Here is a 21346-nt window from a genome sequence, read left to right on the forward strand (position 1 = left end):
CCGATGACACGCTGTTCCCCGCGCACCGTGCTGCACCGCGCAGCCGGCTCGCTCGCCGCCGCAGGCCTGCTGGCCGCCGCCTCGCTCGCCGGGGCGGCCGCCCCGGCGCAGGCCGCGGACACGCCGGTGTTCACGTTCGGTGGCCCGGCCGAGACCGGCCTGCACCCGTATCCGGAGAGCGGCCGGCCGAGGTCGTCCACGGTCGGGATCACCGTCAACAACCCGTCCGATGGCCAGGAGAACGACGACTTCGGCGGCGACTTCACGATCACCTTCGACCTCAGCGGCGTCGCCGGTGTCGCCGACGTGACGTTCGACGGCGAGTCGAGCCCGGACTGCGAGGTGACCGGCACGAAGGCCGTCTGCGAGGGCTGGAGCACCTGGCCCGGCCTGCAGAGCGCCGCCGACCTCGTCGTCACCGCCGCCGCAGGCAGCGAGGCCGGCGACACCGGCACGATCACGGTGACCGGCCGGGCGGACGGGGCCACCTTCACGCCGTTCACCACCCGGCTGACGGTCGGCGGCCCCGACCTGGTCATGGAGCAGTTGCCGTTCAGGACGGAGCTGACCCCGGGAGAGAAGCAGCCGGCCCCGATCACCTTCGCCAACCGTGGCACCAGGGCCGCCGACGGCGTCCTGCTCACGCTGCGGTACTCGCGCGGCCTGGACATTCCGCAGCGCTACTCCAACTGCGAATACACCGTGGACGACCCGGACCTGCCGGGCTTCGGCTCGACCACGGCGCTCTGCTCCGTCGAAGGACTCTTCGAGGCGGGCGCGACGTACACGCTGGCGACTCCGCTGACGCTGGAGGCCACCACGCGTGCCTACTACGACACCTTCCTCTACCGCATCCAGGAGGACAGCGCCGCTCAGCGCACCGCCCAGCGTGCGGGCGCCCTCTTCGAGCGGGGCACCGGCGGCGTACTGAAGGCGGTCCCGGCTAAGAAGGCCGCCGCGGCCCGGAGCACGGACCTCACCCCGGGCGACAACCAGCAGGAGGTCGACTTCCGTACGAAGAACACGGCCGACTTCGTGGCGTACGGCGACAAGGTGGCCGGGGCCGAGGGCTCCACCGTGAAGGCCGACATCGGCTTCCGCAACGAGGGCCCGGCGTGGATCGGCAACATCCGCTCCGGCGAGGACGTCGCCACCGTCGACTTCACCGTCCCCCAAGGCGCTTCGGTCACCGCGAAGCCGGAGCGCTGCCGCGCGGTGACGTCCGGCGGCGGCTACCGCGAGGACCAGAAGAGCCCCGCGCCGCGCTACGTCTGCAACACCTACATGAGCGTGCGGGACGGGGCCGGCCTCGACCTGCCGTTCGAGCTGCGGATCGACAAGGCCCTGGTCGGCGCGAGCGGCGAGGTGACCGTACGCAACATCTGGCTGCAGAGCCCGAAGCTGCCGTTCGACCCGAAGCCGGCCAACAACACCGCGTACCTGATCCTGAACGGTGAGGGCGAGGGCTCCGACTCCGGCGGCTCGACGGGCGGCTCCGACGGCGGCTCCGGCGAACCGTCCACCCCGCCGACCTCGGCCCCGGACCCGGAGAAGAGCCCGTCCGGCACCTCCGGCCCCTCGGCGTCCACCACGTCCGGCGGCGGCTCGGCGGGTACGGCCGGTGGCACCGGCGGCGGGGGCGGCCTGGCCTCGACGGGGTCGATCGCGCTGATCGCCTCGGGCACGGCGGCCGCGGCGCTGGCGGCGGGTCTGCTGCTGTTCACGGCGGCACGTCGACGGGCGGCCGCGCAGCACGTCTGACGGCCTGACCGACGGTGGAGAGTGCGGCGGAGGAGGGGAACGGGCCTCCGCCCGGATACGTTCCGATGCGGCCGACCCGGGCGTCCCCGGGTTCGGCCGCATATGGGGTGACCGGGCTGCTGTCCCCTGCGGACCGGTCACTTACGCCGGGTCGTGGTCCCACGACGCACCTGCAGTACGTCACACTTCCCGGCGGAGCCACGCGTGGTTTCCTACCGATGCCGCCCCTGGTTGGCACGGACATCAGGACCAACGAAGGCACCGCGCTCCCGGTCACGCGCCGTACGGGTGAGACGGGGTCCGAACGCAGATACGGCCCCTGTCCGGCAAGCGGAGAACCGTTCCCTCGGTGGTCCTCCCGGAGGTCCTCCCGGAGGTCCTCCCGGAGGTCTTCCCGGGGGCCCTCACACCCGGCCGCGGCACAGCTCCAGGAGCGTCATGGCCAGCGCGGTGCCCGGCTTGCCCAGCGCGTCCCTGTAGTGGCCGAGCACGGCCGTCTCCCGGGAGAGGTTGACCCGGCGGCCGCCGGAGGTGATCCGGGCCTGCTGGATCACCGCCGAGACGGCCATCCGTTCCTGGACGAGGCCGATGATCCGGTCGTCGAGGGCGTCGATGCGCTCCCGGGCGCCGCCGATCAGGGCGGCGGCCTCGTCGGTGCGGGCGCCGGTGTCCGTGGTGGTGTCCGTGGCGGTGGTGGTGCTGCTCATGGTGGTGACTCCCGGTGAGGTGGAGGCCCCCCGGAGCTACCGGCCCGGATACGCAGAACGCCCCGGGCCTGATGGCCCGGGGCGCCTGGAACGTTGCTTGTCAGTAGCTCAAGCAGCACGACCATGGCAGCCGGCGGGCCGGATGCCATAGGTAAAGACGAAGATCGTGTGCTGACGCATGGGGGACAGTATGGCCCCGGCCCGGCGGCCCCGACAAAACGGGGCCCGGATCCTGAGACGGCGAGCATCGGCCCCTGGCGTCACCGGCCCGGCGGAGGGTGTGCGCACGGCCGGTAGAATCGGAAGAACCGACCCCCTTCACCACCGCCGGAAGGCCGCCCCGTGCCAGCAGCACCCCCCGCCGCCCCCGACGCCACGGCCGACGTGGTCCTCGTCGTCGACTTCGGCGCGCAGTACGCCCAGCTCATCGCCCGCCGTGTCCGTGAGGCCCGGGTCTACAGCGAGATCGTCCCGTCCACCATGCCGGTGGCCGAGATGCTGGCGAAGAACCCGCGCGCGATCATCCTGTCCGGCGGCCCCTCGTCGGTGTACGCGGAGGGCGCGCCGTCCCTGGACCGCTCGCTCTTCGAGGCCGGGGTTCCCGTCTTCGGCATGTGCTACGGCTTCCAGCTGATGGCCACCACGCTCGGCGGCACGGTCGACGACAACGGGGCCCGTGAGTACGGCCGCACGGCGCTGCACGTCAGCAAGGCGGGTTCTACGCTCTTCGAGGGCACGCCCACCGAGCAGCCGGTGTGGATGTCGCACGGCGACGCCTGCTCGGCGGCGCCCGAGGGCTTCACCGTCACCGCGTCCACCGACGTCGTGCCGGTCGCCGCCTTCGAGAACGACGAGAAGAAGCTCTACGGCGTCCAGTATCACCCCGAGGTCCTGCACTCCACCCACGGCCAGCAGGTCCTGGAGCACTTCCTCTACCGCGGCGCGGGCATCGAGCCGAACTGGACCACCACCAACGTGGTCGAGGAGCAGGTCGCCCTCATCCGCGAGCAGGTCGGCACCAAGCGCGCCATCTGCGGTCTCTCCGGCGGTGTGGACTCCGCGGTCGCGGCAGCTCTCGTCCAGAAGGCCATCGGCTCCCAGCTGACCTGCGTGTACGTCGACCACGGGCTGATGCGCAAGGGCGAGACCGAGCAGGTCGAGAAGGACTTCGTCGCCGCCACCGGCGCGAAGCTGAAGGTCGTCGACGCGGAGAAGCGCTTCCTCGACGCCCTGGCCGGGGTCTCCGACCCCGAGCAGAAGCGGAAGATCATCGGCCGCGAGTTCATCCGCGTCTTCGAGCAGGCCCAGCTGGAGATCCTCCAGGAGGAGGGACCCGAGGTCGCCTTCCTCGTCCAGGGCACGCTCTACCCGGACGTCGTCGAGTCCGGCGGCGGCACCGGCACCGCCAACATCAAGTCCCACCACAACGTCGGCGGCCTCCCCGACGACATCGAGTTCCAGCTCGTCGAGCCGCTGCGCCAGCTGTTCAAGGACGAGGTCCGCATGGTCGGCCAGGAGCTGGGCCTCCCCGAGGAGATCGTCCAGCGCCAGCCGTTCCCCGGCCCCGGCCTCGGCATCCGCATCGTCGGCGAGGTCACCAAGGACCGCCTGGACCTGCTCCGCGAGGCCGACGCCATTGCCCGCGAGGAGCTGACGGCGGCCGGCCTGGACCGCGACATCTGGCAGTGCCCGGTGGTCCTCCTCGCCGACGTCCGCTCGGTCGGCGTCCAGGGCGACGGCCGCACCTACGGCCACCCGATCGTGCTGCGCCCGGTCTCCTCCGAGGACGCCATGACGGCCGACTGGTCGCGCCTGCCGTACGAGACGCTGGCGAAGATCTCCACCCGCATCACCAACGAGGTCGCCGACGTCAACCGCGTCGTCCTCGATGTGACGAGCAAGCCGCCGGGGACGATCGAGTGGGAGTGACCGCCCGGGGCTTCGCGGCCCCCTGAGTCAACGCCGATGCCGTCGCTCATTCGTTTGGGCGGCGGCATTGTCGTATCGGCTGGGTACGCTGAGTGAAGAGACGAGACTTCGGCGTATGGGAGTAATGATGAGCGCCGCACCCGAGAACGGGCTTGAGCAGCAGCCGAACCGGTGGCCTGTCCCGCCGGAGGGCGGCTGGACGGCGGACGACCTCGACCGGATTCCGGGCCTCCCGCCCCACACCGAGCTGATCGACGGGAGTCTCGTCTTCATGAGTCCGCAGCGGAAGTTCCACACGCGAGCCATGTGGTTGCTGGAAACGGCGCTTCTCGCGCACGTCCCCGCGGATCTGGACGTCGACCGGGAAATGACCATCAGGCTGGACCGCAGAAACCGTCCGGAGCCCGACCTGCTGGTCTATCGGGCCGAGGCGGACACCGGTGCCGACCAGACCTGGTACGCACCGGAGGACGTCATCCTCGCCGTCGAGGTCGTGTCCCCCGATTCCCTGGAGCGCGACCGGGGCGTCAAACCGCGTAAGTACGCCGAGGCCGGGGTCAGGCACTTCTGGCGGGTCGAGCAGGGAGCCGACGATCTGCCCGTCGTATACGTGTATGAGCTCGATCCGGCGACGAACACGTACACGCCCACCGGAATCCACCGCAGGAAGATGAACCTCGACGTCCCGTTCTCGATCGACGTGGATCTCAGCGAGATCTACCGCCGAGGCCGCCCGTAAGAAACCACTGGCACGGGCCCCGCCCCCCGTGCCAGGCTCGGCCACCATGTCCGCCGAAGAAGTCCGCGCCCTCATCTCCGCCCCCGGTAACGACCGCCTCACCTGGAACACCCCGCTCTCCGAAGACCACGCGGCCCGGCTGATCGCCGCCTGCGCCCCCGCTCCCGGAGCGCGGATCGTCGATCTCGGCTCCGGTTGGGGCGAGCTGCTGATGCGGCTTGTCGAGGTCGCGCCCGGCTCCACCGGGGACGGCGTCGAGACCGACCCGGACGCCGTGGCGCGCGGGCGGAAGCTTGCCGAGGAGCGGGGGCTCGGCGACCGGGTGCGGTTCCACGAGACGCCGGCGGCCGAGTGGACCGAGCGCGGATACGACCTCGCCGTCTCCATCGGCTCCTCGCACGCCTGGCCCGGCACGACCCGGGAAGCCCTCACCGCCCTCGCCGCCACCGTGCGCCCCGGCGGGCGGGTCCTGTTCGGCGAGGGGGTCTGGCTGAAGGAGCCGACCCCGGCCGCGCTGGCGGGCATCGGGGCCGAGCCCGGGGACTTCGGCTCGCTGCTGGAGCTGATCCGGCTGGCGGAGTCCGTCGGGCTGCGCGCGCTCCAGGTCACCGTCGCCGACGAGCGCGAATGGGATCTCTTCGAGTCCGAGGGGCCGATCGGGCGCGGGCAGCGCTGGGTGCTGGAGCACCCGGACCATCCGCTGCACGCCGAGGTGACGGCCGAGGTCGACGCCCGCCGCACCGGCTACTACGGCGGCTACCGCTCGTATCTCACCCTCGCCTATCTGGTGCTCGGCACCTGACCTACAGATGGTCCGCGAGGCGTTGCCGGGCGGCTTCGACGAAAGCCGTGCGCAGGGCCGTGTACCGCGCCCAGATGCCTTCCGGTTCGTCATCGGCGGTGTGCATGGACCGGATGCACTCCACGAGGGCCCGGGCCTCCTCGACCGGGTCCAGGCCGTCGAGGTCGATCACATTGAACTCGGCCTGCGTCCTCGTGTAGGCGGCGTCGGTCCGGGCGAGAGCCTGCTCCTTGTCCGGGTAGTCGCCGCGCCACCGGTGCCAGGCCACCCGCGCCTCGGCATCCGTGGCCGTCAGAAAGGCGGCGTATGTCTGCCGATGCGCGAGATAGACACGTGTCCGGTCCTGCACCATGGGCGCCTCCACCCTGCCGGATTCCTCAGTCACCTGACGGTGAATCAGAAAATCATGGCACGGCGGGGATCCGGGGAGAAGTCCCGTGCGGGGAGTTCGGGAGGCGGACCGCGGCGAAGAAGGAGTTCCCTTGCAAGGCGGCATATGGATCGACTGGCGGCTGGTGGGGCTGGCCGCGCTCGGAGCCGTGGGCGGGCCCGGAGGGGCGGTCATGGGAGATCTCCCGGTGGTGGCCCGGTGCGTGCTCGCCGCGATCGGCCTGCTGGCCTGGTGGTACCTCTTCCGGTGCGCGACGGATACCTGGGGCGGCCGGTTCGCGCGCCAGGGCGGCGCCGCACGCTCCACGGCTGTCCCCTGGCTGGTCTTCGTCGTCTCCTTCTATCTGCACGCGTCGCTCCTCGGCTCGGCCTGGCGTGCCTGCGGCGGAGTTGAGCAGGGGACCAACATGGTCCATGTGCTGACGAGTTCGGCGCTGGTGGGTTCCGCCGCACTGGCGATCTGGCTGTGGTCGGCGCGACGTGCCGCACCGGGGCGCCCGGCCGGGTGGCGAACCGTGACGGGCGTGCTGCTGGTCGCCGTACTGGCGCTCTGGCCCGCGATGGCCGTCTGGCACGCACTGGCCGGTGCGGGAGGAGCGCCCTGCGCGTCGGGCGGGATCCCGGGCTGGTGGCCGGCGTGGCTGCCCCTCGGATGACGACGCGGGGGCGTCGTCGCAGGGCGGCCGATCATTCGAACGTGTCGACGGGACCCGCCCCCGGGCCGCCCCGATGCGTGGTCCGGCCGCCCGGTACGGCACAATTCGCGGATATCGCAAGTGAGTTGGCTGTACCGGGGTGGGAAAGGGTGTAATCCTCCGTGGCGTTGGACGAATCCAGGACGAGCGGCACGCACGGCGGCGGCTGTACCTGCGGCGACTGCCCGCACGGAGCCCGTCGCGGACACCGGTACGCGGTCGCCGCGTTCCTGGCCAAACGTGACGAACTGGCGGCCGGCACCGGGCTGCCCGCCGGGGTCGCCCAGTCCCCGTCCGCGTCCCGGCAGTGGGTCTCCGACGAGCTGACCGGGTCCGCCCGTACCGTCGCCGAACGGGCCCGGGAGGCCGGTGACGCCTGGCTCCACCAGGTGTGGCGGGGCACGCTGTTCGCCGTCTGGGGTGCGGCCGGGGCGCTGCTCGTCGGCGCGAGCGTCACCGCGATCGGGGCCGGCTGGTCCACCGCCCGTACCGCCGGGCTGATCGCCGCACTCCTCACGGCCGGGCTGCTCACCGCCGCCGCCCGGCTCCACCGCGCCCGGGGCGGCCTTCTCGCCCCGTTGATCGGTGAGGACAACCGGCTCTCCACGTCCAGGACGGTCGCCGCCGGCTGGGTGCTGCTCGCCGTCTTCGCCGTTCTCGTCCTCGCGCTGCAACTGGCCGGGGCCTCCGACCCGGACGAGCGGGACGCGCTGATCGAGGGGCTCGACCTCGTGCGCTCCGCCGGGGTCGTGGCCGTGCTGGCGCTGGTGTGCGCGGTCGCCGTCGTCGTGCGCCGCGTGGTGACCGTACGGGTGCTGGGCCAGCGGCTCCAGAAGCTGCGCGCGGACCGGCCGCGCGCCGCCGATCTGCTCACCGACGACTCCGGGCGCGGCTCCTTCACCGATGTGCAGTACGTGCTGGTCAGCGCCGTCGCCGTGCTGTTCGCGGCGGTCCGCCTCGCCCGCCGCCCCGAGCAGTTGCCCGACCTGCCGTGGGGCCTCGCGCTGCTGGTGGCCGTCTCCGCGGCGACCTACTTCGCCGGGAAGTACACGGAGGGCGGCCGGCCCGTCGTGCTCTCCGTCGTGCGGGCCCGGGAGGCCGGGGACCTGGACGGCGCGATCCGGACCGGCGACGACATCGAGATCCGGGGCGCGGGCTTCGTACCGCCCGGCGCGGGCAGCCCCGACCGGCTGGCCCGGCTCGTCGTGCGGATAGGGACCGTCCATGTGCACGTCCCGCTGGTCCCGGTCGCCGGCGGCTTCGCCAACCCGACCGACACCGTCCTCACCGTGCCCGTCCCGGTCGAGGTCGAGCCGGGGACCGTGGACGTCCAGGTCGTCACCGCCGCCGGGGTGGAGACCAACCGCTGCCCGATCGACGTGACGGACTGACGCCCCGTCCTCTTCGGCCGATCACGTCCCAGCCCTGGTGAGCAGCGCCCCGAAGGCGTACGTATGGTCGAGGTGACGGGACTTCGGGAAGTAGGGCAGTGGCGATGAACGGTTACGGCGGCGGTTCGTACGGGCTGGGCGAGCGCAGGACGCTGAGGGAACAGGCGGGCACGTACGCCCTGCTGCCGCTGCGGATCTTCCTCGGCGTCACCTTCGTCTACGCGGGCCTCGACAAGCTCACGGACAGCGCGTTCCTGTCCGCGACCGGCACCGGGTCCATCGGCGAGATGATGCGCGGGGTGCGCGACTCCTCCGCGATCCCCGCCCTCGTCGACCTGGCGCTCAAGAGCCCCGAGGGCTTCGGTCACGCCATCGCGATCGGTGAACTCCTCGTCGGCCTCGGCACCCTCGTCGGTCTCTGGGCCCGGCTCGCGGCGCTCGGCGGCGCACTGATCTCGCTGAGCCTCTGGCTGACCGTGAGCTGGCAGGCCACCCCGTACTACTACGGCAACGACCTGCCCTATCTGATGGCGTGGCTGCCGCTGGTGCTCGCGGGCGCCACCGTGTTCTCCGCCGACGCCTTCCTCGTCTCGCGCCGACGCCGGACCATGTAGGCCACCCAGGTCACCGTCGCGGCCAGCCACAGCCCGCCGAGGAACAGCGGCAGGAAGAACGTCCACGGGACGTCCCAGGCCCCGGCCGCGTCGGCCGCGTACCCGCCGGCCAGGCCCAGCATCGCCAGGCCCGCCACCGCGCGGCCGGGCCGGAATTCATGACGCAGCACGGGTGACCTCCACCTGTCCGATACCGACTTCCAGTCGCAGTTCGATCGTGCCGGCGGGCTTGGCGCCGCCGGGCGCCTTCAGGGTGCGGACGACCTCCAGGTCGTTGCCCATCGTGATGGCCTCGCGGGGTCCCCGGTCCAGCCGGATGTCCCCGAGACCCGCCTCCGCGCGTACCTTCACCGTCACATCCTTCGGGACGACGACGGCCGCCCGCCCCGCCGCCACGTCGAGCCCCGTGCGCACGGTCTCGCCCTTCGGCACCTGCAGACCGGACAGGTCCAGCCGGGCGTCACCCGTACTCAGCTCGTAGTGCGGCTGGACGGCGGCCACCGAGGCCGGCCGCCACCCCTCACGGACCCAGGTCGTGCCGATGTCCTTCGGCACCGCCGCCGCACCCGCCAGCAGACCCGCCGTGACCATCGCCATCAGGACCGTGCCGAAACCGGTCCGCCCCAGCACCGAGGCGGTCAGCAGCCCGATCCCGAACACCGCGAGGGCCGCGACCAGACCGATCTGGAGGGCGGTCCCCAACGGCTGGTGCTCCCAGCTCAGCCCGGTGCCAAGACCGCCCGCCACCAGCGCCGTCAGGAACACCAGACCGCCGATGGAACGCGGCCCGCGCGGAGCGGGCGACGACGGCTTCGGCGTCCGGAACGGGGCGTCCGGGCTGGGCCGCCCGGCCTTCACCCCGGCGCGCGCCGCGTCGGCGTCCGTGTCCGGCGGGCCCCACAGATAGCCGGAGCCGACCGGCCCCGTGGTCCCGTCCTTGACGATCGGATCCCGCCACCACGACGGGCTGCCGGGCGTCGGCGGGGCCTTCACCTCCGGCGGCGGCGTGCCGAGCCCGCCGGCGTGCGCGGGCCCGGGCGGGGCGGCCGGTGCGCCGGGCGGGGCCGCCGGATCCTCCGGGGCCGCCGACCGCCGGGACTGCGTCCAGACGGAGAACCCGACGACGGCCAGCGTCAGCAGCGCGGCGAACGCCAGCATGCCCCGGTTGTGCAGCATCGACAGGAACAGCCCGCAGCCGATCAGCGCCAGGAGCAGCGCCACCAGGGACGCCCCGTCGACCCGCCCCGACAGCAGCTTGCGTGCCTCGTTCTCGTCGTCGCCGTCCGCGGGCAGCAGCAGCCAGGCGAAGCCGTAGAAGATCAGACCGATGCCGCCGGTCACCGACAGCACACCGAGCACGATCCGGAAGATCACCGGGTCCACGTCGCAGTACCGGCCGAGTCCGCCGCACACCCCGGCGACGACCTTCTGTCGCGGGGTGCGCCGCAGCGTCGGCTTCGGCGCTTCGGGGGGCGCGACGCCGGGAGCGGCGTCCGAGGGAGCGGTCATGCCTCCATGGTGACGGGCCGGACCGCCCGCCGGGACCCGCGCCGACCCTGGCCGGTCCCTGATATTGCCCGCGTACGCCCCGGAAGGGCCGCGTCCGGAGGCCGGACCGCGCCTGCGTACCCGCCGGCCGCCTGTCCCGGTGCGTAATCGCCGCCGCCTGCCCCGGTGCGTAATCAGGGTCGCCTCCGGGACCGACCCTGATGCCGCCCCGCGCCCGCGCGTGTGACGATCGGGGTATGCCAGCCGCCACCGCCCGAGCCGCCAGCTCCCTCGCCGCCGACCCGGAGGAGCCGCCGTTGCGCAAGCTCTACCGCAGCGCGGACGCCCGGCTGCTCGGCGGCGTCGCGCGCGGGCTCGCCGGGCACCTCGGGCTGCCCGTCGCCTGGGTGCGGTTCCTCTTCCTCGGCCTGTTCTTCACCGACGGCCTCGGCGCGGTGCTCTACGCGGTGTTCTGGATCGTCGTCCCGCTCGGCGTCGGCGGCGTCGACGCCCCGCGCTCGGTGTTCGAGACCGCGACGGACGGCCGCCGCAAGCTCCGTAAACCGGACAAGGGCCAGGTCTTCGCGCTGGTCGCCCTGACCGTCGGGGCCGTCGCGTTCGTCGTCAACGTCGACATGGGCAGCGAGGCCGACCGCTACATCTGGCCCACCCTCCTGATCGGCGCCGGCTCCGTCCTGGTCTGGCGGCAGGCTGACAACGCCCGCCGCGCCCGCTGGATGGAGACCGGCCGCAACCGCAAGCTGCTGCACCTGGCCCGCGGCCTCGCCGGAGTGGCCCTCGTCGGCCTCGGCCTCGCCGTGTTCATGGTGGTGCGCGGTTCGGCCGCCCAGCTCGGCAACGTCCTCACCGCCGCCATCGCCGTCCTCACCGGCATTGCCCTGCTCGCCGGCCCCTACCTGGTGCGGATGACCCAGGACCTCTCCGAGGAGCGCCTGATGCGCATCCGCGCCCAGGAGCGGGCCGAGGTCGCCGCCCACGTCCACGACTCCGTGCTGCACACCCTCACCCTGATCCAGCGCAACGCGGACGACGGCGGCGAGGTCCGACGCCTCGCCCGCGCCCAGGAGCGCGAGCTGCGCAACTGGCTCTACAACCCCGAGGGCACCGGCAAGGACGAGGACGACGAGCCGGAGACCCTGGCCGAGGCGGTCAAGCGGGCCGCCGCCGAGGTCGAGGACAAGCACGGCGTCCCGCTGGAGGTCGTCGTGGTCGGCGACTGCCCTCTCGACGACAAGCTGACCGCGCAGATGCAGGCCGCGCGCGAGGCGATGGTGAATGCCGCCAAGTACGGTGGCGAGGGCGGCGCCGTCCAGGTCTTCGCGGAGGTCGAGGGCACTACGGTCTTCGTGTCCGTACGGGACAGGGGTCCGGGTTTCGACCTGGACGAGGTTCCCGGGGACCGCATGGGCGTACGAGAATCAATCATCGGCCGGATGCAGCGCAACGGCGGCAGCGCCCGGCTGCGTTCGGTGCCCGGCGGGGGCACCGAGGTCGAGCTGGAAATGGAAAGGGCGAGCGAATGACCGAGAACACCGAAGCCACCGGGGGCCCGGAGCGACGGGTACGGGTCGTGCTCGTCGACGACCACCGGATGTTCCGCACCGGGGTGCAGGCCGAGATCGGCCGCACCGAGGAGACCGGCGTCGAGGTGGTCGGCGAGGCCGCCGACGTCGACCAGGCGGTCACCGTCATCACGGCGACCCGCCCCGAGGTCGTCCTCCTGGACGTCCATCTCCCGGGCGGCGGCGGCGTCGAGGTGCTCCGCCGCTGCGCCCCCATGATGGGCACGGCCGAGGACCCGGTCCGCTTCCTCGCGCTGTCCGTCTCGGACGCGGCGGAGGACGTCATCGGCGTCATCCGGGGCGGCGCGCGCGGCTATGTCACCAAGACGATCACCGGCACCGACCTGGTCGACTCGGTCTTCCGGGTCCAGGAGGGCGACGCGGTCTTCTCGCCCCGCCTGGCCGGCTTCGTCCTGGACGCCTTCGCCTCCACGGACGCCCCGCCGGTCGACGAGGACCTGGACCGCCTCACCCAGCGCGAGCGCGAGGTGCTGCGGCTGATCGCGCGCGGCTACGCGTACAAGGAGATCGCCAAGCAGCTGTTCATCTCGGTGAAGACGGTGGAATCGCACGTCTCGGCGGTGCTCAGGAAGCTTCAGCTCTCCAACCGGCACGAGCTGACCCGGTGGGCGACGGCGCGCCGGCTGGTCTGAGGCCGTCCACCTAGGTGGGCTTCGGCTCCAGCGAGATGTTGACCTTCTCGCCGATCCGGCGGTAGCCGATGCTCGCGTAGATCCTCTCGACGTCGGGGTCGCCGGGCTCCAGCCAGACGGTCCGGCAGCCCTGGTCGAGGGCCCGTTCCGTCAGCCAGGCGGAGAGCGCGGCGCCCACGCCCCGGCGGCGGAAGGGGGCGGCGACGGCGAGGCCGGCCAGTTCGCTGAGGCCGTCGACCGCGACCGAGCAGCCGCCCGCTCCGGCCGGTGCGCCGTCGAGGACCGCCAGTGCGGCGACCCCGTCGCCGGTGGCGGCCGCGCGCAGCCAGTCGGTCATTCCCGGCTCGGGTTCGCCCTCGCCGCCGAAGCCCTGGTGCTGGACGCGGGCGGTGTCGGTGAACTCCGTCTCGGTGCCGGGCACGGTGATACGGAGGCCGTCGACCCGCGGCGGCGTACGGAGGTGCTCGCGGCCGCAGGCGAGCAGCGGGGCCCGGTTCTCCACGGTGAAGCCGGCGGCGAGCAGGGCCGGTTCGACGGCCGGGGCCCAGGCGGGCAGGAACTCCAGGCGGGGGAGCCGTTCACGCTGCCGGAACGCGTCGACCAGGGCGGCCACCTCGTCCGCCGTGGGCTCCGCTTCCCGGTCGGGGATGGCGTAGTTGGCGTACTTCAGCTCCCAGCCCGGGTTGTGCCGGACGGTGAACGGGCCCACCCGGTAGTGGTCGGGGGAGCGCAGCGTGAGGGTGCGGGCGTAGTCCTGGACGGCGTTCGCCATCGTCATACGGGAGTTCCTTCGGCGGGAGGTGAGGTCGGCGCCGGGGACTATGCCACCCGGGTCGCTCCGGCGAAAGGCATTTGATTGATGGGCGCGATGCGGACCGGCGCTCCCGGGCGTGGGGCGTGGATCATCTGGCCGCCGCCGATGTAGAGGCCGACATGGCTGATCCCGGAGTAGAAGAACACCAGGTCGCCGGGGGCCAGTTCGGAGCGGGAGACCCGGGATCCGGCGTTGATCTGGGTGTAGGTGGTGCGCGGCAGGCTGACGCCCGCCGCCTTCCAGGCCGCCTGGGTCAGGCCCGAGCAGTCGAAGGCGTTCGGGCCCGTCGCGCCCCAGACGTACGGCTTGCCGATCGCGCCGTGCGCGAAGGCGATGGCCTGTCCGGCGCGGGAGTTGGGGGCCGCCACCGGGCCGCTCCGGGCGGTGGAGCGGTCGGCGTGGGCCGGGCCGCCGCCGTGCCGGGCGTCGGCGGAGCTTTCGTAGGCGGCGCGCTCGTCGGCGGTCAGGGTGCCCAGCAGCCTGCGGGCGTCGGCCAGCTTGGTGCGGATCGCGGTGCGGTGTTCGCGCAGTTCGGCGCGGCGGGCGGCGAGGCGTTCGGTCTCCTGGTCGGCGGTGGCCTTGACCCGGGTGATCTGGGAGACCTGCCGCTTGATGTTCCGCAGCAGCCCGCTCTGCCGGTCGCCCGCCCGGTCGAGATAGGAGGCGCGCTGCAGATAGGCGTCGGGGTCGGAGGAGAGTGCCAGTTGCAGGGCCGGGTCGAGGGTGCCCCCGCGGTACTGCGCGGTGGCCAGTGAACCCAGGGCGTTCCGCGTGGTGTTGAGGCGGTCGGTGCGGCGGGCGGCCTCGTCGGCCAGGGCCTCGACGGTGCGGGTGGCGGCGGCCGCCTTCTCCTTCGCCCCGTTGTACTTCTCGGTGGCGACCTCGGCGTCGTGGTACAGCCGGTCGACCTTCGCCCTGACCTGGTCGGCGGTGGGGGCCGGTTCGGCGGGGGCCGCGCCGGCTCCGGTGACCGAGCCGGCGGTGGCGGCCCCGGCGAGCGCCAGGGTGGCGGCGGTGCGGGCAGCAGGGCCGGTGAACGGGCGCTGCTTGGGTTTTCGGTGAGCTGACCTGCGGTGCGCTGCCACGGGGGCGGCATCCTTCCTGTCGGCTGCCCGGCGGGGGATACCGGCGGGTCCGTGAAGGACGCTAATCCGGGTGCGCGGAAAAGGGTCACCATGACAGCTATTGCCCTGATGTGACGTTTCGCCGATCGCTGATGATCGAAGCGATCAACGAAGGCTTGCCTCACTGAAAGGTGAAACTTTGGTCATGGCTAGGCTCCGGAGCCATGGACGTACTCATCAATGTCTTCGTCGCCCTGCACATCATCGGCATCGCCTCCCTGCTGGGCGGCTTCCTGACGCAGATGAAGGCCATGGGGGCGGGGACCGCCCGCTTCGTCCCCGCGATGCTTCACGGCGCGCTGACCATGCTGGTCACCGGAATCGCCCTGGTCGGCCTCAACCAGGCCGACGACCAGACCGTGAACAACGTCAAGATCGGCATCAAGCTGGCGCTGCTGGTCGTGATCCTCGCCCTGGTCTACGTCAAGCGGGACGACGAGAAGGTCGACAAGGGCGCGTTCGCGGCGGTCGGCGGGCTGACGGTCGCCAACATCTTCATCGCCACCGTCTGGACCTGAGGCCGGACCACGGCCTTCCGGGGGCGGCCGCCAACTGTGACCGGCCGCCCCGGCTCCGTACTACTGCTACTGCCTACTACGCCGGGCGCACGCTCCCGTAGATCGGCATGTAGTAGATCGACTCCTCGCGCACGTTCGCACCCGGCTTCGGGGCGTGGATCATCATCCCGTCGCCCTTGTAGATGCCGACGTGGCTGATGTCGTCGTAGAAGAAGACCAGGTCCCCCGGCTGCAGGTCCGAGGTGGCGACCCGGGTGCCGACCTTCACCTGGTCCCAGGTGGTCCGCGGCAGGGTCACCCCCGCCTCCCGCCACGCCGCCTGCGTCAGCCCCGAGCAGTCGTACGAGGAGGGGCCCGACGCGCCCCAGACGTACGGCTTCCCGATCTGGGCGCGGGCGAAGTCCAGCACCTTCTCCGCCTTGGCGGCGTAACCGCTGCCCGTACCGGAGCCGGTGCCGGAGCCCGACCCCGTGCCCGTACCGGACCCGGACCCGGACCCGGACCCGGAGCCCGATCCCGAACCGCCGTCGGACTCCTTCGCGGCCTCCTCGCGGGCCTTCTTCTCCGCCTCGGCCTTCGCCTTCGCCTCGGCGGCCTGCCGGGCGGCCAGCTTCGCCGCCTTCTCCTTGGCCTCGGCCTCCTTCTTGCGCTCCAGCTCCGCCAGTCGCGCCTTCTCCTCGGCGGTCAGCCTCGACAGCAGGCCACGGGCCTCGGTGAGCTTGTTCTGCACGTCCTTCTTGCTGGAGGCGAGCGTGGCCTGCGTCTCGGTGAGGGTCTCCAGGCTCTTCACCGCCTCCGCGCGCTTCTTCGCCGCCGACGCCTGCTGCGTACGGAAGTCGGTGACGGCCTGCTGCTGCCGCTCGGTTGCCCGGTCCATGAGCCGGCTCTGGTCGAAGTACCCCTGCGGGTCGTCCGCCAGGAAGAACGTCGCCGTCGGCGCGATGCCGCCGCTGCGGTACTGGGCCGCCGCGTAGGAGCCCAGCGCCCGGCGCGCCTCGTTGATCTTCTCGGTCCGCTTCGCCACGTCGGAGAGCAGCGTGTCGACCTTCTTCTGCTGCGACGCGGACGCGGCCTTGGCCCGGTTGTACTCCTGGGTCGCGGAGCCCGCCTGCCGGTACAGGGCGTCGACCTTCTTCTGGACTTCCTCGATGGCGGGCTTCGGCTCCGCGGGCGCGGCCGTGGCGCTCTGCGTGGAGAGCAACGTCACGGAGGCCAGCGCGGCCGTCGTCAGCCCGACGGCAGGGGTGGTGGTGCGCACCTTCGTGCGCGGCTTGCGATGCGATGCCAAGACCGGCATCTCCTTCCGTGGACCGCCTACCGGGTTAGCTGTCGGGTTCGGACGGAACGGAAGGCTGTCCTACGGTCCGGATGCGAGGGCACGGACCGATTCACCCCGGTTCTGCGTGTGGGTCCCCGGTTCCGAACTGCCAGGACGGCAGGACGGATTCGGCAGAGGTGTCCGTTAGGCGCGGTTCGCCTCAGGGAGGTACGGATCACCTGACCGAGCACGCTAGCCAACCCGTGGCACCGCTGGGAAGGAGGATGAGCGATATGCCCGATACATTTTCGTGACCTTTTCGGATCGGGGGCTGCCCACCCCTTCCGACCGGGCGATCCTTCACGGAACGTGGGCGTCCGGTCTCCGTGCGTAGGACCTGCGTAGGACCGAGGTCACCGCTTCCCGGCTTCGGCGGATCGTTGTCGGTGCGGCCGCCTAGACTCGGTAGGCGATGAGCAGCCTCTTTGACGACAGTTTCCTGACCGGCCTCCAGCCCGCGGAGGACGGCCCCCCGCCGCCCCCCGAGGACCACGCGCCCGAAGCGGTGCCGGAGGGACTCTTCGAGGGCGTCTACGACGCGCCCCCGCCGCCCCGGGACGGGTATTACCGGGACGGTCACCCGCGCCCGGTGATCGACGCCGCCGCGCTGCTCGACGGGCTGAACACCGAGCAGCGCGCCGCCGTCGTGCACGCCGGGTCCCCGCTGCTCATCGTCGCCGGGGCCGGCTCCGGCAAGACCCGGGTGCTCACCCACCGCATCGCCCACCTGCTGGCCGAGCGCGGCACGCACCCCGGGCAGATCCTCGCGATCACCTTCACCAACAAGGCCGCGGGCGAGATGAAGGAGCGCGTCGAGCAGCTCGTCGGCCCGCGCGCCAACGCCATGTGGGTCATGACCTTCCACAGCGCGTGCGTCCGCATCCTGCGCCGCGAGTCGAAGAAGCTCGGCTTCACCTCGTCCTTCTCGATCTACGACGCCGCCGACTCCAAGCGCCTGATGGCCCTGGTCTGCCGCGACCTCGACCTGGACCCCAAGCGCTTCCCGCCGAAGTCCTTCACCGCCAAGGTCTCCAACCTCAAGAACGAGCTCATCGACGAGGAGACCTTCGCCGGACAGGCGGCCGATGGCTTCGAGAAGACCCTGGCCCAGGCGTACGCGCTCTACCAGGCCCGCCTGCGCGAGGCCAACGCCCTGGACTTCGACGACATCATCATGACGACGGTCCACCTCCTCCAGGCCTTCCCGGACGTCGCCGAGCACTACCGCCGCCGCTTCCGCCACGTCCTCGTCGACGAGTACCAGGACACCAACCACGCCCAGTACACGCTGGTACGGGAGCTGGTCGGCCCGGCCGGAGAGGCCGACGCCCCCGCCGAGCTGTGCGTGGTGGGCGACGCGGACCAGTCGATCTACGCCTTCCGCGGCGCGACCATCCGCAACATCCTCCAGTTCGAGGAGGACTATCCGAGCGCGACGACGATCATGCTGGAGCAGAACTACCGCTCCACGCAGACGATCCTCTCCGCCGCCAACGCCGTCATCGAGCGCAACGAGAGCCGCCGCCCGAAGAACCTCTGGACCAACGCCGGTTCCGGCGCCCGCATCACCGGCTATGTCGCGGACACCGAGCACGACGAGGCGCAGTTCGTCGCCGACGAGATCGACCGGCTCACCGACGCGGGCGACGCCAAGGCGGGCGACGTCGCCGTCTTCTACCGCACCAACGCCCAGTCCCGTGTCTTCGAAGAGATCTTCATCCGCGTCGGCCTGCCCTACAAGGTCGTCGGCGGCGTGCGCTTCTACGAGCGCAAGGAGGTCCGGGACGTCCTGGCCTACCTCCGGGTCCTCGCCAACCCCGAGGACACCGTCCCGCTCCGCCGCATCCTCAACGTCCCCAAGCGCGGCATCGGCGACCGCGCCGAAGCGATGATCGACGCGCTGTCGATGCGCGAGAAGATCTCCTTCCCGCAGGCGCTGCGCCGCGTCGACGAGGCGTACGGCATGGCCGCCCGCTCGGCCAACGCCGTCAAGCGCTTCAACACGCTGATGGAGGAGCTGCGCACGATCGTCGAGTCCGGCGCCGGGCCCGCCGTCGTGCTGGAAGCCGTCCTGGAGCGCACGGGCTATCTCGCCGAGCTCCAGTCCTCCACGGACCCGCAGGACGAGACCCGTATCGAGAACCTCCAGGAACTCGCCGCCGTCGCCCTCGAATTCGAGCAGGAGCGCGGCGACGAGGAGGGCGCGGGCACGCTCGCGGAGTTCCTGGAGAAGGTCGCACTCGTCGCGGACTCCGACCAGATCCCCGACGAGGACGAGGACGGCTCCGGCGTCATCACGCTGATGACCCTGCACACCGCGAAGGGCCTGGAGTTCCCGGTCGTCTTCCTCACCGGCATGGAGGACGGCGTCTTCCCGCACATGCGGGCCCTCGGCCAGACCAAGGAGCTGGAGGAGGAGCGCCGCCTCGCCTATGTGGGCATCACCCGCGCCCGCGAGCGGCTCTATCTGACCCGGGCCGCGATGCGCAGCGCCTGGGGCCAGCCCTCGTACAACCCGCCCTCGCGGTTCCTGGAGGAGATCCCGGAACAGCACCTGGACTGGAAGCGCAAGGGCCCGATGGCCGCGCCCGCCGGGCCCACCTCCGGCATCACGTCCTCGCTGTCCTCCTCGCGCTCCCGCACCGGCCCCTCGGGCTTCGCGACCCGGCGCGGCGCGGACAAGCCGACGGTCACCCTGGTGGTCGGCGACCGGGTCACGCACGACCAGTTCGGGCTGGGCACGGTGACGGCCGTGGACGGCTTCGGCGACCAGGCCAAGGCGACGGTCGACTTCGGCGACGAGCGCCCGAAGAAGCTGCTGCTGCGGTACGCGCCGGTCGAGAAGCTGTAGACGGGTAGACGGACGTGAAAAAAGGGGGCCCTCGGGCCCCCTTTTTTCACATGCTCGTCAGTCAGGTCAGGTCGGGTTGACGCCCTTGCTGCGCAGCCACACCAGCGGGTCGATCGCCGCGCCGCCGCCGGGCCGGACCTCGAAGTGCAGGTGCGGACCGGTGGAGTTGCCCGAATTCCCGGAGTACGCGATGACGTCACCGGCCTTCACCGGGCCCGAGCGGATCTTGGTGCTGCTGAGGTGGCAGTACCAGGTCTCGGTGCCGTCGGCGGCGGTCACGATCGCCATGACCCCGTAGGCGCTGTTCAGCTGGGTGCGCACGGTGCCGTCGGTCGCGGCCATCACCGGAGTGCCGTACGAGACGGGGAAGTCGATGCCCGAGTGCACGGACATCCAGTTGACGCCCGCCTGGCCGTAGTAGGCGCTGAGCCCGTGCTGCTTGACCGGCAGGACGAACTTGGGTCGCAGCGCCTCACGGCGTGCGGCCTCCTCCTCGCGCTTCTTCTTCTCCGCCGCCTGGCGTTCCCGCAGGTCGATGCGCTCCTGGGTGCGGCTCGCGCGCTCACGGAAGTCGTCGCTGCCCTCGGAGAGCTGCTCCAGCTGGCTGTCCAGCCGGTTGTTCGCGGCGACCGGCTTGACCGTGCTGGGGTCGGCGACCGCCAGCGAGGTGGTCGTCTCGTCCTGCTTCTCCTCGCCGCCGGGCATCCCGCTGACCGAGGCCGCGGCGATGCCCGCGACGCTCATCACGCAGGCGGAGGGCACCGCGATGGTCAGCAGGGCCGAACGCTTGGCGGGGGTACGCCGACGGGCCCGGTTGCGGGGGGCGGGGGGACGGACGGCAGTGCGGTTCACGGAGGGCGGGGCGGGGAAGTCGTCCCCGTCGTCCGGTGCGAGGGCGGCGAACGCGGAGGTGGAGGCAGGGTCGGCCTCGGTCTCCTCGGCAGCACCGTCCGCCTCGGCCGACGCCTCGGGCGCCGTCGCGTCGGCCGGCTGCTGTTCGTACAGCGGGTACGACGTCTGTTCGGGTTCGTACGCGGATTCCCCGGGCGTGGCGCCGGAGTTCCACGCGGTCGCGTCGTAGGCACCCGTGTCGTACGTACCCGTGTCGTACGCGCCGGTGGTGTATGTCCCCGTGTCGTAGGCGCCAGTGGTGGCGTACGTCCCGGTGTCATAGGAACCGATGTCGTAGGAACCGGTGTCGTAAGAGCCGGAGTCCTGCGTGCCGGTGTCGGCGGCGACGGCCGCCGTGTCGTACGCGCCGGTCGGATACGCCCCGGTCTCGTAGGCGTCCGCCCCGTAGACGCCGCCGGTTCCGTACGCGGTGCCGGCCGGGTACGTACCGGTCTCGTAGGCATCCGTCGTCCCGTACGCCCCGGTGCCGTACGCCTCCGTGGCGTACGAGGTGTCCGTGCCGTAGGGGGCGGTCGCCCACTGGCCGGTCAGGTCCTGGTCGGTGACCTGCTGCCAGGCGCCGGAGGTGTCCCACTGCTGCGGGGCCTGCTGCGAGGGCTGCTGCGAGGGCTGCTGCGAGGGCTGTTCCTGGGCGGCGTAGCCGTCGTGGGTGAGGGTCTGCTGGGCGCCGGTGTTCCACGCGGAGGCGTCGTACTGGCCGCTGTGGTCCGGCTGTCCGGTCGCGTACGCGGTGTCGTAGCCGGCGCCGTAGGTGGTGTCGCCGTATCCGGCGGCGGGGTGACCCGCGTCGTAGCCGGTGTCGTGGCCGCCCGGAAGGGAGCCGAAGAGCGGGTCGGTGTCGAAGCTGCCGGTCGATCGGTCGTCGTACCCGACGTGCCCGGCGTGGGGGTGCTGGTCGTTCACCAACTTCTCTCTCGCCTCGGCAGCAGGACTGTTCTGGGTCCCGGTCAGGGGGGTCCCAGGGGGAAGCAGTGGCCGCGACTGTACCCGGCGGTATGTGAGGACGACAATCTTCGACAGGTTTTGCGCTCGCAGGAAACGGGCAATCGGCCGTCTT

Annotated in this window: 19 protein-coding genes and 1 riboswitch; of the genes, 11 read left to right on the forward strand and 8 right to left on the reverse strand. The window is 71.8% G+C overall.

What is annotated here, in order from left to right; genetic code table 11:
* The first annotated feature begins 3 nt into the window (after positions 1-3).
* On the forward strand, positions 4-1761 hold the full coding sequence (locus ACIQPT_RS10420; protein ID WP_401154594.1) for a peptidase: 1758 nt from the start codon (positions 4-6) through the stop codon (positions 1759-1761).
* A 404-nt stretch (positions 1762-2165) separates the two neighbouring features.
* On the opposite strand, the gene ACIQPT_RS10425 is transcribed toward ACIQPT_RS10420, so the two are convergent.
* Entirely contained in the window at positions 2166-2468 is a 303-nt protein-coding gene (locus ACIQPT_RS10425) for a chorismate mutase (RefSeq protein ID WP_401154595.1), read from the reverse strand.
* 342 nt (positions 2469-2810) lie between these two features.
* On the opposite strand from ACIQPT_RS10425, the gene guaA reads away from it, so the two are divergent.
* The 3 genes from guaA to ACIQPT_RS10440 all read left to right on the forward strand — a co-directional run bounded on the left by guaA (position 2811) and on the right by ACIQPT_RS10440 (position 5938).
* The gene (guaA, locus tag ACIQPT_RS10430) at positions 2811-4397 is read left to right on the forward strand and encodes a glutamine-hydrolyzing GMP synthase (protein ID WP_401154596.1); all 1587 of its coding nucleotides are present in this window, start codon (positions 2811-2813) and stop codon (positions 4395-4397) included.
* A gap of 127 nt (positions 4398-4524) precedes the next feature.
* Positions 4525-5136, forward strand: a complete 612-nt coding sequence (locus ACIQPT_RS10435) for a Uma2 family endonuclease (protein WP_401154598.1) — start codon at positions 4525-4527, stop codon at positions 5134-5136.
* A gap of 46 nt (positions 5137-5182) precedes the next feature.
* Positions 5183-5938 carry an SAM-dependent methyltransferase gene (locus ACIQPT_RS10440; RefSeq protein WP_401154600.1) on the forward strand — a complete coding sequence of 252 codons (756 nt, stop codon included), beginning with the start codon at positions 5183-5185 and terminating at the stop codon, positions 5936-5938.
* A gap of 1 nt (position 5939) precedes the next feature.
* Here ACIQPT_RS10440 and ACIQPT_RS10445 read toward each other — a convergent pair whose 3' ends face one another.
* On the reverse strand, positions 5940-6290 hold the full coding sequence (locus ACIQPT_RS10445) for a hypothetical protein (RefSeq protein WP_401154602.1): 351 nt from the start codon (positions 6288-6290) through the stop codon (positions 5940-5942).
* A gap of 130 nt (positions 6291-6420) precedes the next feature.
* Here ACIQPT_RS10445 and ACIQPT_RS10450 point away from each other — a divergent pair, with 130 nt between their 5' ends.
* The 3 genes from ACIQPT_RS10450 to ACIQPT_RS10460 all read left to right on the forward strand — a co-directional run bounded on the left by ACIQPT_RS10450 (position 6421) and on the right by ACIQPT_RS10460 (position 9028).
* Entirely contained in the window at positions 6421-6984 is a 564-nt protein-coding gene (locus ACIQPT_RS10450) for a hypothetical protein (RefSeq protein WP_401154604.1), read from the forward strand.
* A gap of 161 nt (positions 6985-7145) precedes the next feature.
* Complete coding sequence (locus ACIQPT_RS10455) at positions 7146-8414, forward strand: hypothetical protein (RefSeq protein ID WP_401154606.1); 1269 nt, start codon at positions 7146-7148, stop codon at positions 8412-8414.
* Between the two features lie 104 nt (positions 8415-8518).
* On the forward strand, positions 8519-9028 hold the full coding sequence (locus tag ACIQPT_RS10460) for a DoxX family protein (RefSeq protein WP_401154607.1): 510 nt from the start codon (positions 8519-8521) through the stop codon (positions 9026-9028).
* On the opposite strand, the gene ACIQPT_RS10465 is transcribed toward ACIQPT_RS10460, so the two are convergent.
* Positions 8935-9198, reverse strand: coding sequence for a hypothetical protein (locus tag ACIQPT_RS10465; RefSeq protein ID WP_401154609.1), 264 nt, complete (start codon positions 9196-9198; stop codon positions 8935-8937). The two genes, ACIQPT_RS10460 and ACIQPT_RS10465, sit on opposite strands and share 94 nt — an antisense overlap.
* Positions 9185-10537: a PspC domain-containing protein gene (locus ACIQPT_RS10470; RefSeq protein WP_401154611.1), complete on the reverse strand. Its 1353-nt coding sequence runs from the start codon at positions 10535-10537 to the stop codon at positions 9185-9187. Before ACIQPT_RS10470 ends, ACIQPT_RS10465 begins: the two co-directional genes overlap by 14 nt.
* A 236-nt stretch (positions 10538-10773) precedes the next feature.
* Here ACIQPT_RS10470 and ACIQPT_RS10475 point away from each other — a divergent pair, with 236 nt between their 5' ends.
* The gene (locus ACIQPT_RS10475) at positions 10774-12060 is read left to right on the forward strand and encodes a PspC domain-containing protein (RefSeq protein ID WP_401154612.1); all 1287 of its coding nucleotides are present in this window, start codon (positions 10774-10776) and stop codon (positions 12058-12060) included.
* On the forward strand, positions 12057-12752 hold the full coding sequence (locus tag ACIQPT_RS10480; RefSeq protein WP_030084469.1) for a response regulator transcription factor: 696 nt from the start codon (positions 12057-12059) through the stop codon (positions 12750-12752). Before ACIQPT_RS10475 ends, ACIQPT_RS10480 begins: the two co-directional genes overlap by 4 nt.
* A 10-nt stretch (positions 12753-12762) precedes the next feature.
* On the opposite strand, the gene ACIQPT_RS10485 is transcribed toward ACIQPT_RS10480, so the two are convergent.
* Both ACIQPT_RS10485 and ACIQPT_RS10490 read right to left on the reverse strand, forming a co-directional pair.
* Complete coding sequence (locus tag ACIQPT_RS10485; RefSeq protein WP_401154614.1) at positions 12763-13530, reverse strand: GNAT family N-acetyltransferase; 768 nt, start codon at positions 13528-13530, stop codon at positions 12763-12765.
* A 41-nt stretch (positions 13531-13571) separates the two neighbouring features.
* The gene (locus ACIQPT_RS10490; RefSeq protein WP_401154616.1) at positions 13572-14651 is read right to left on the reverse strand and encodes an NlpC/P60 family protein; all 1080 of its coding nucleotides are present in this window, start codon (positions 14649-14651) and stop codon (positions 13572-13574) included.
* Between the two features lie 203 nt (positions 14652-14854).
* Here ACIQPT_RS10490 and ACIQPT_RS10495 point away from each other — a divergent pair, with 203 nt between their 5' ends.
* Complete coding sequence (locus tag ACIQPT_RS10495; protein WP_401154618.1) at positions 14855-15208, forward strand: hypothetical protein; 354 nt, start codon at positions 14855-14857, stop codon at positions 15206-15208.
* 76 nt (positions 15209-15284) lie between these two features.
* On the opposite strand, the gene ACIQPT_RS10500 is transcribed toward ACIQPT_RS10495, so the two are convergent.
* Positions 15285-16496: an NlpC/P60 family protein gene (locus ACIQPT_RS10500; protein ID WP_401154619.1), complete on the reverse strand. Its 1212-nt coding sequence runs from the start codon at positions 16494-16496 to the stop codon at positions 15285-15287.
* A gap of 7 nt (positions 16497-16503) precedes the next feature.
* Positions 16504-16670, reverse strand: a riboswitch (cyclic di-AMP (ydaO/yuaA leader).
* A 268-nt stretch (positions 16671-16938) separates the two neighbouring features.
* On the opposite strand from ACIQPT_RS10500, the gene pcrA reads away from it, so the two are divergent.
* Entirely contained in the window at positions 16939-19377 is a 2439-nt protein-coding gene (pcrA, locus tag ACIQPT_RS10505; protein WP_401154620.1) for a DNA helicase PcrA, read from the forward strand.
* Between the two features lie 66 nt (positions 19378-19443).
* On the opposite strand, the gene ACIQPT_RS10510 is transcribed toward pcrA, so the two are convergent.
* Positions 19444-21192, reverse strand: coding sequence for a peptidoglycan DD-metalloendopeptidase family protein (locus tag ACIQPT_RS10510; RefSeq protein ID WP_401154622.1), 1749 nt, complete (start codon positions 21190-21192; stop codon positions 19444-19446).
* Positions 21193-21346 lie beyond the last annotated feature (154 nt).

The organism is Streptomyces sp. NPDC091289, from assembly GCF_044757365.1.
GTDB lineage: Bacteria > Actinomycetota > Actinomycetes > Streptomycetales > Streptomycetaceae > Streptomyces.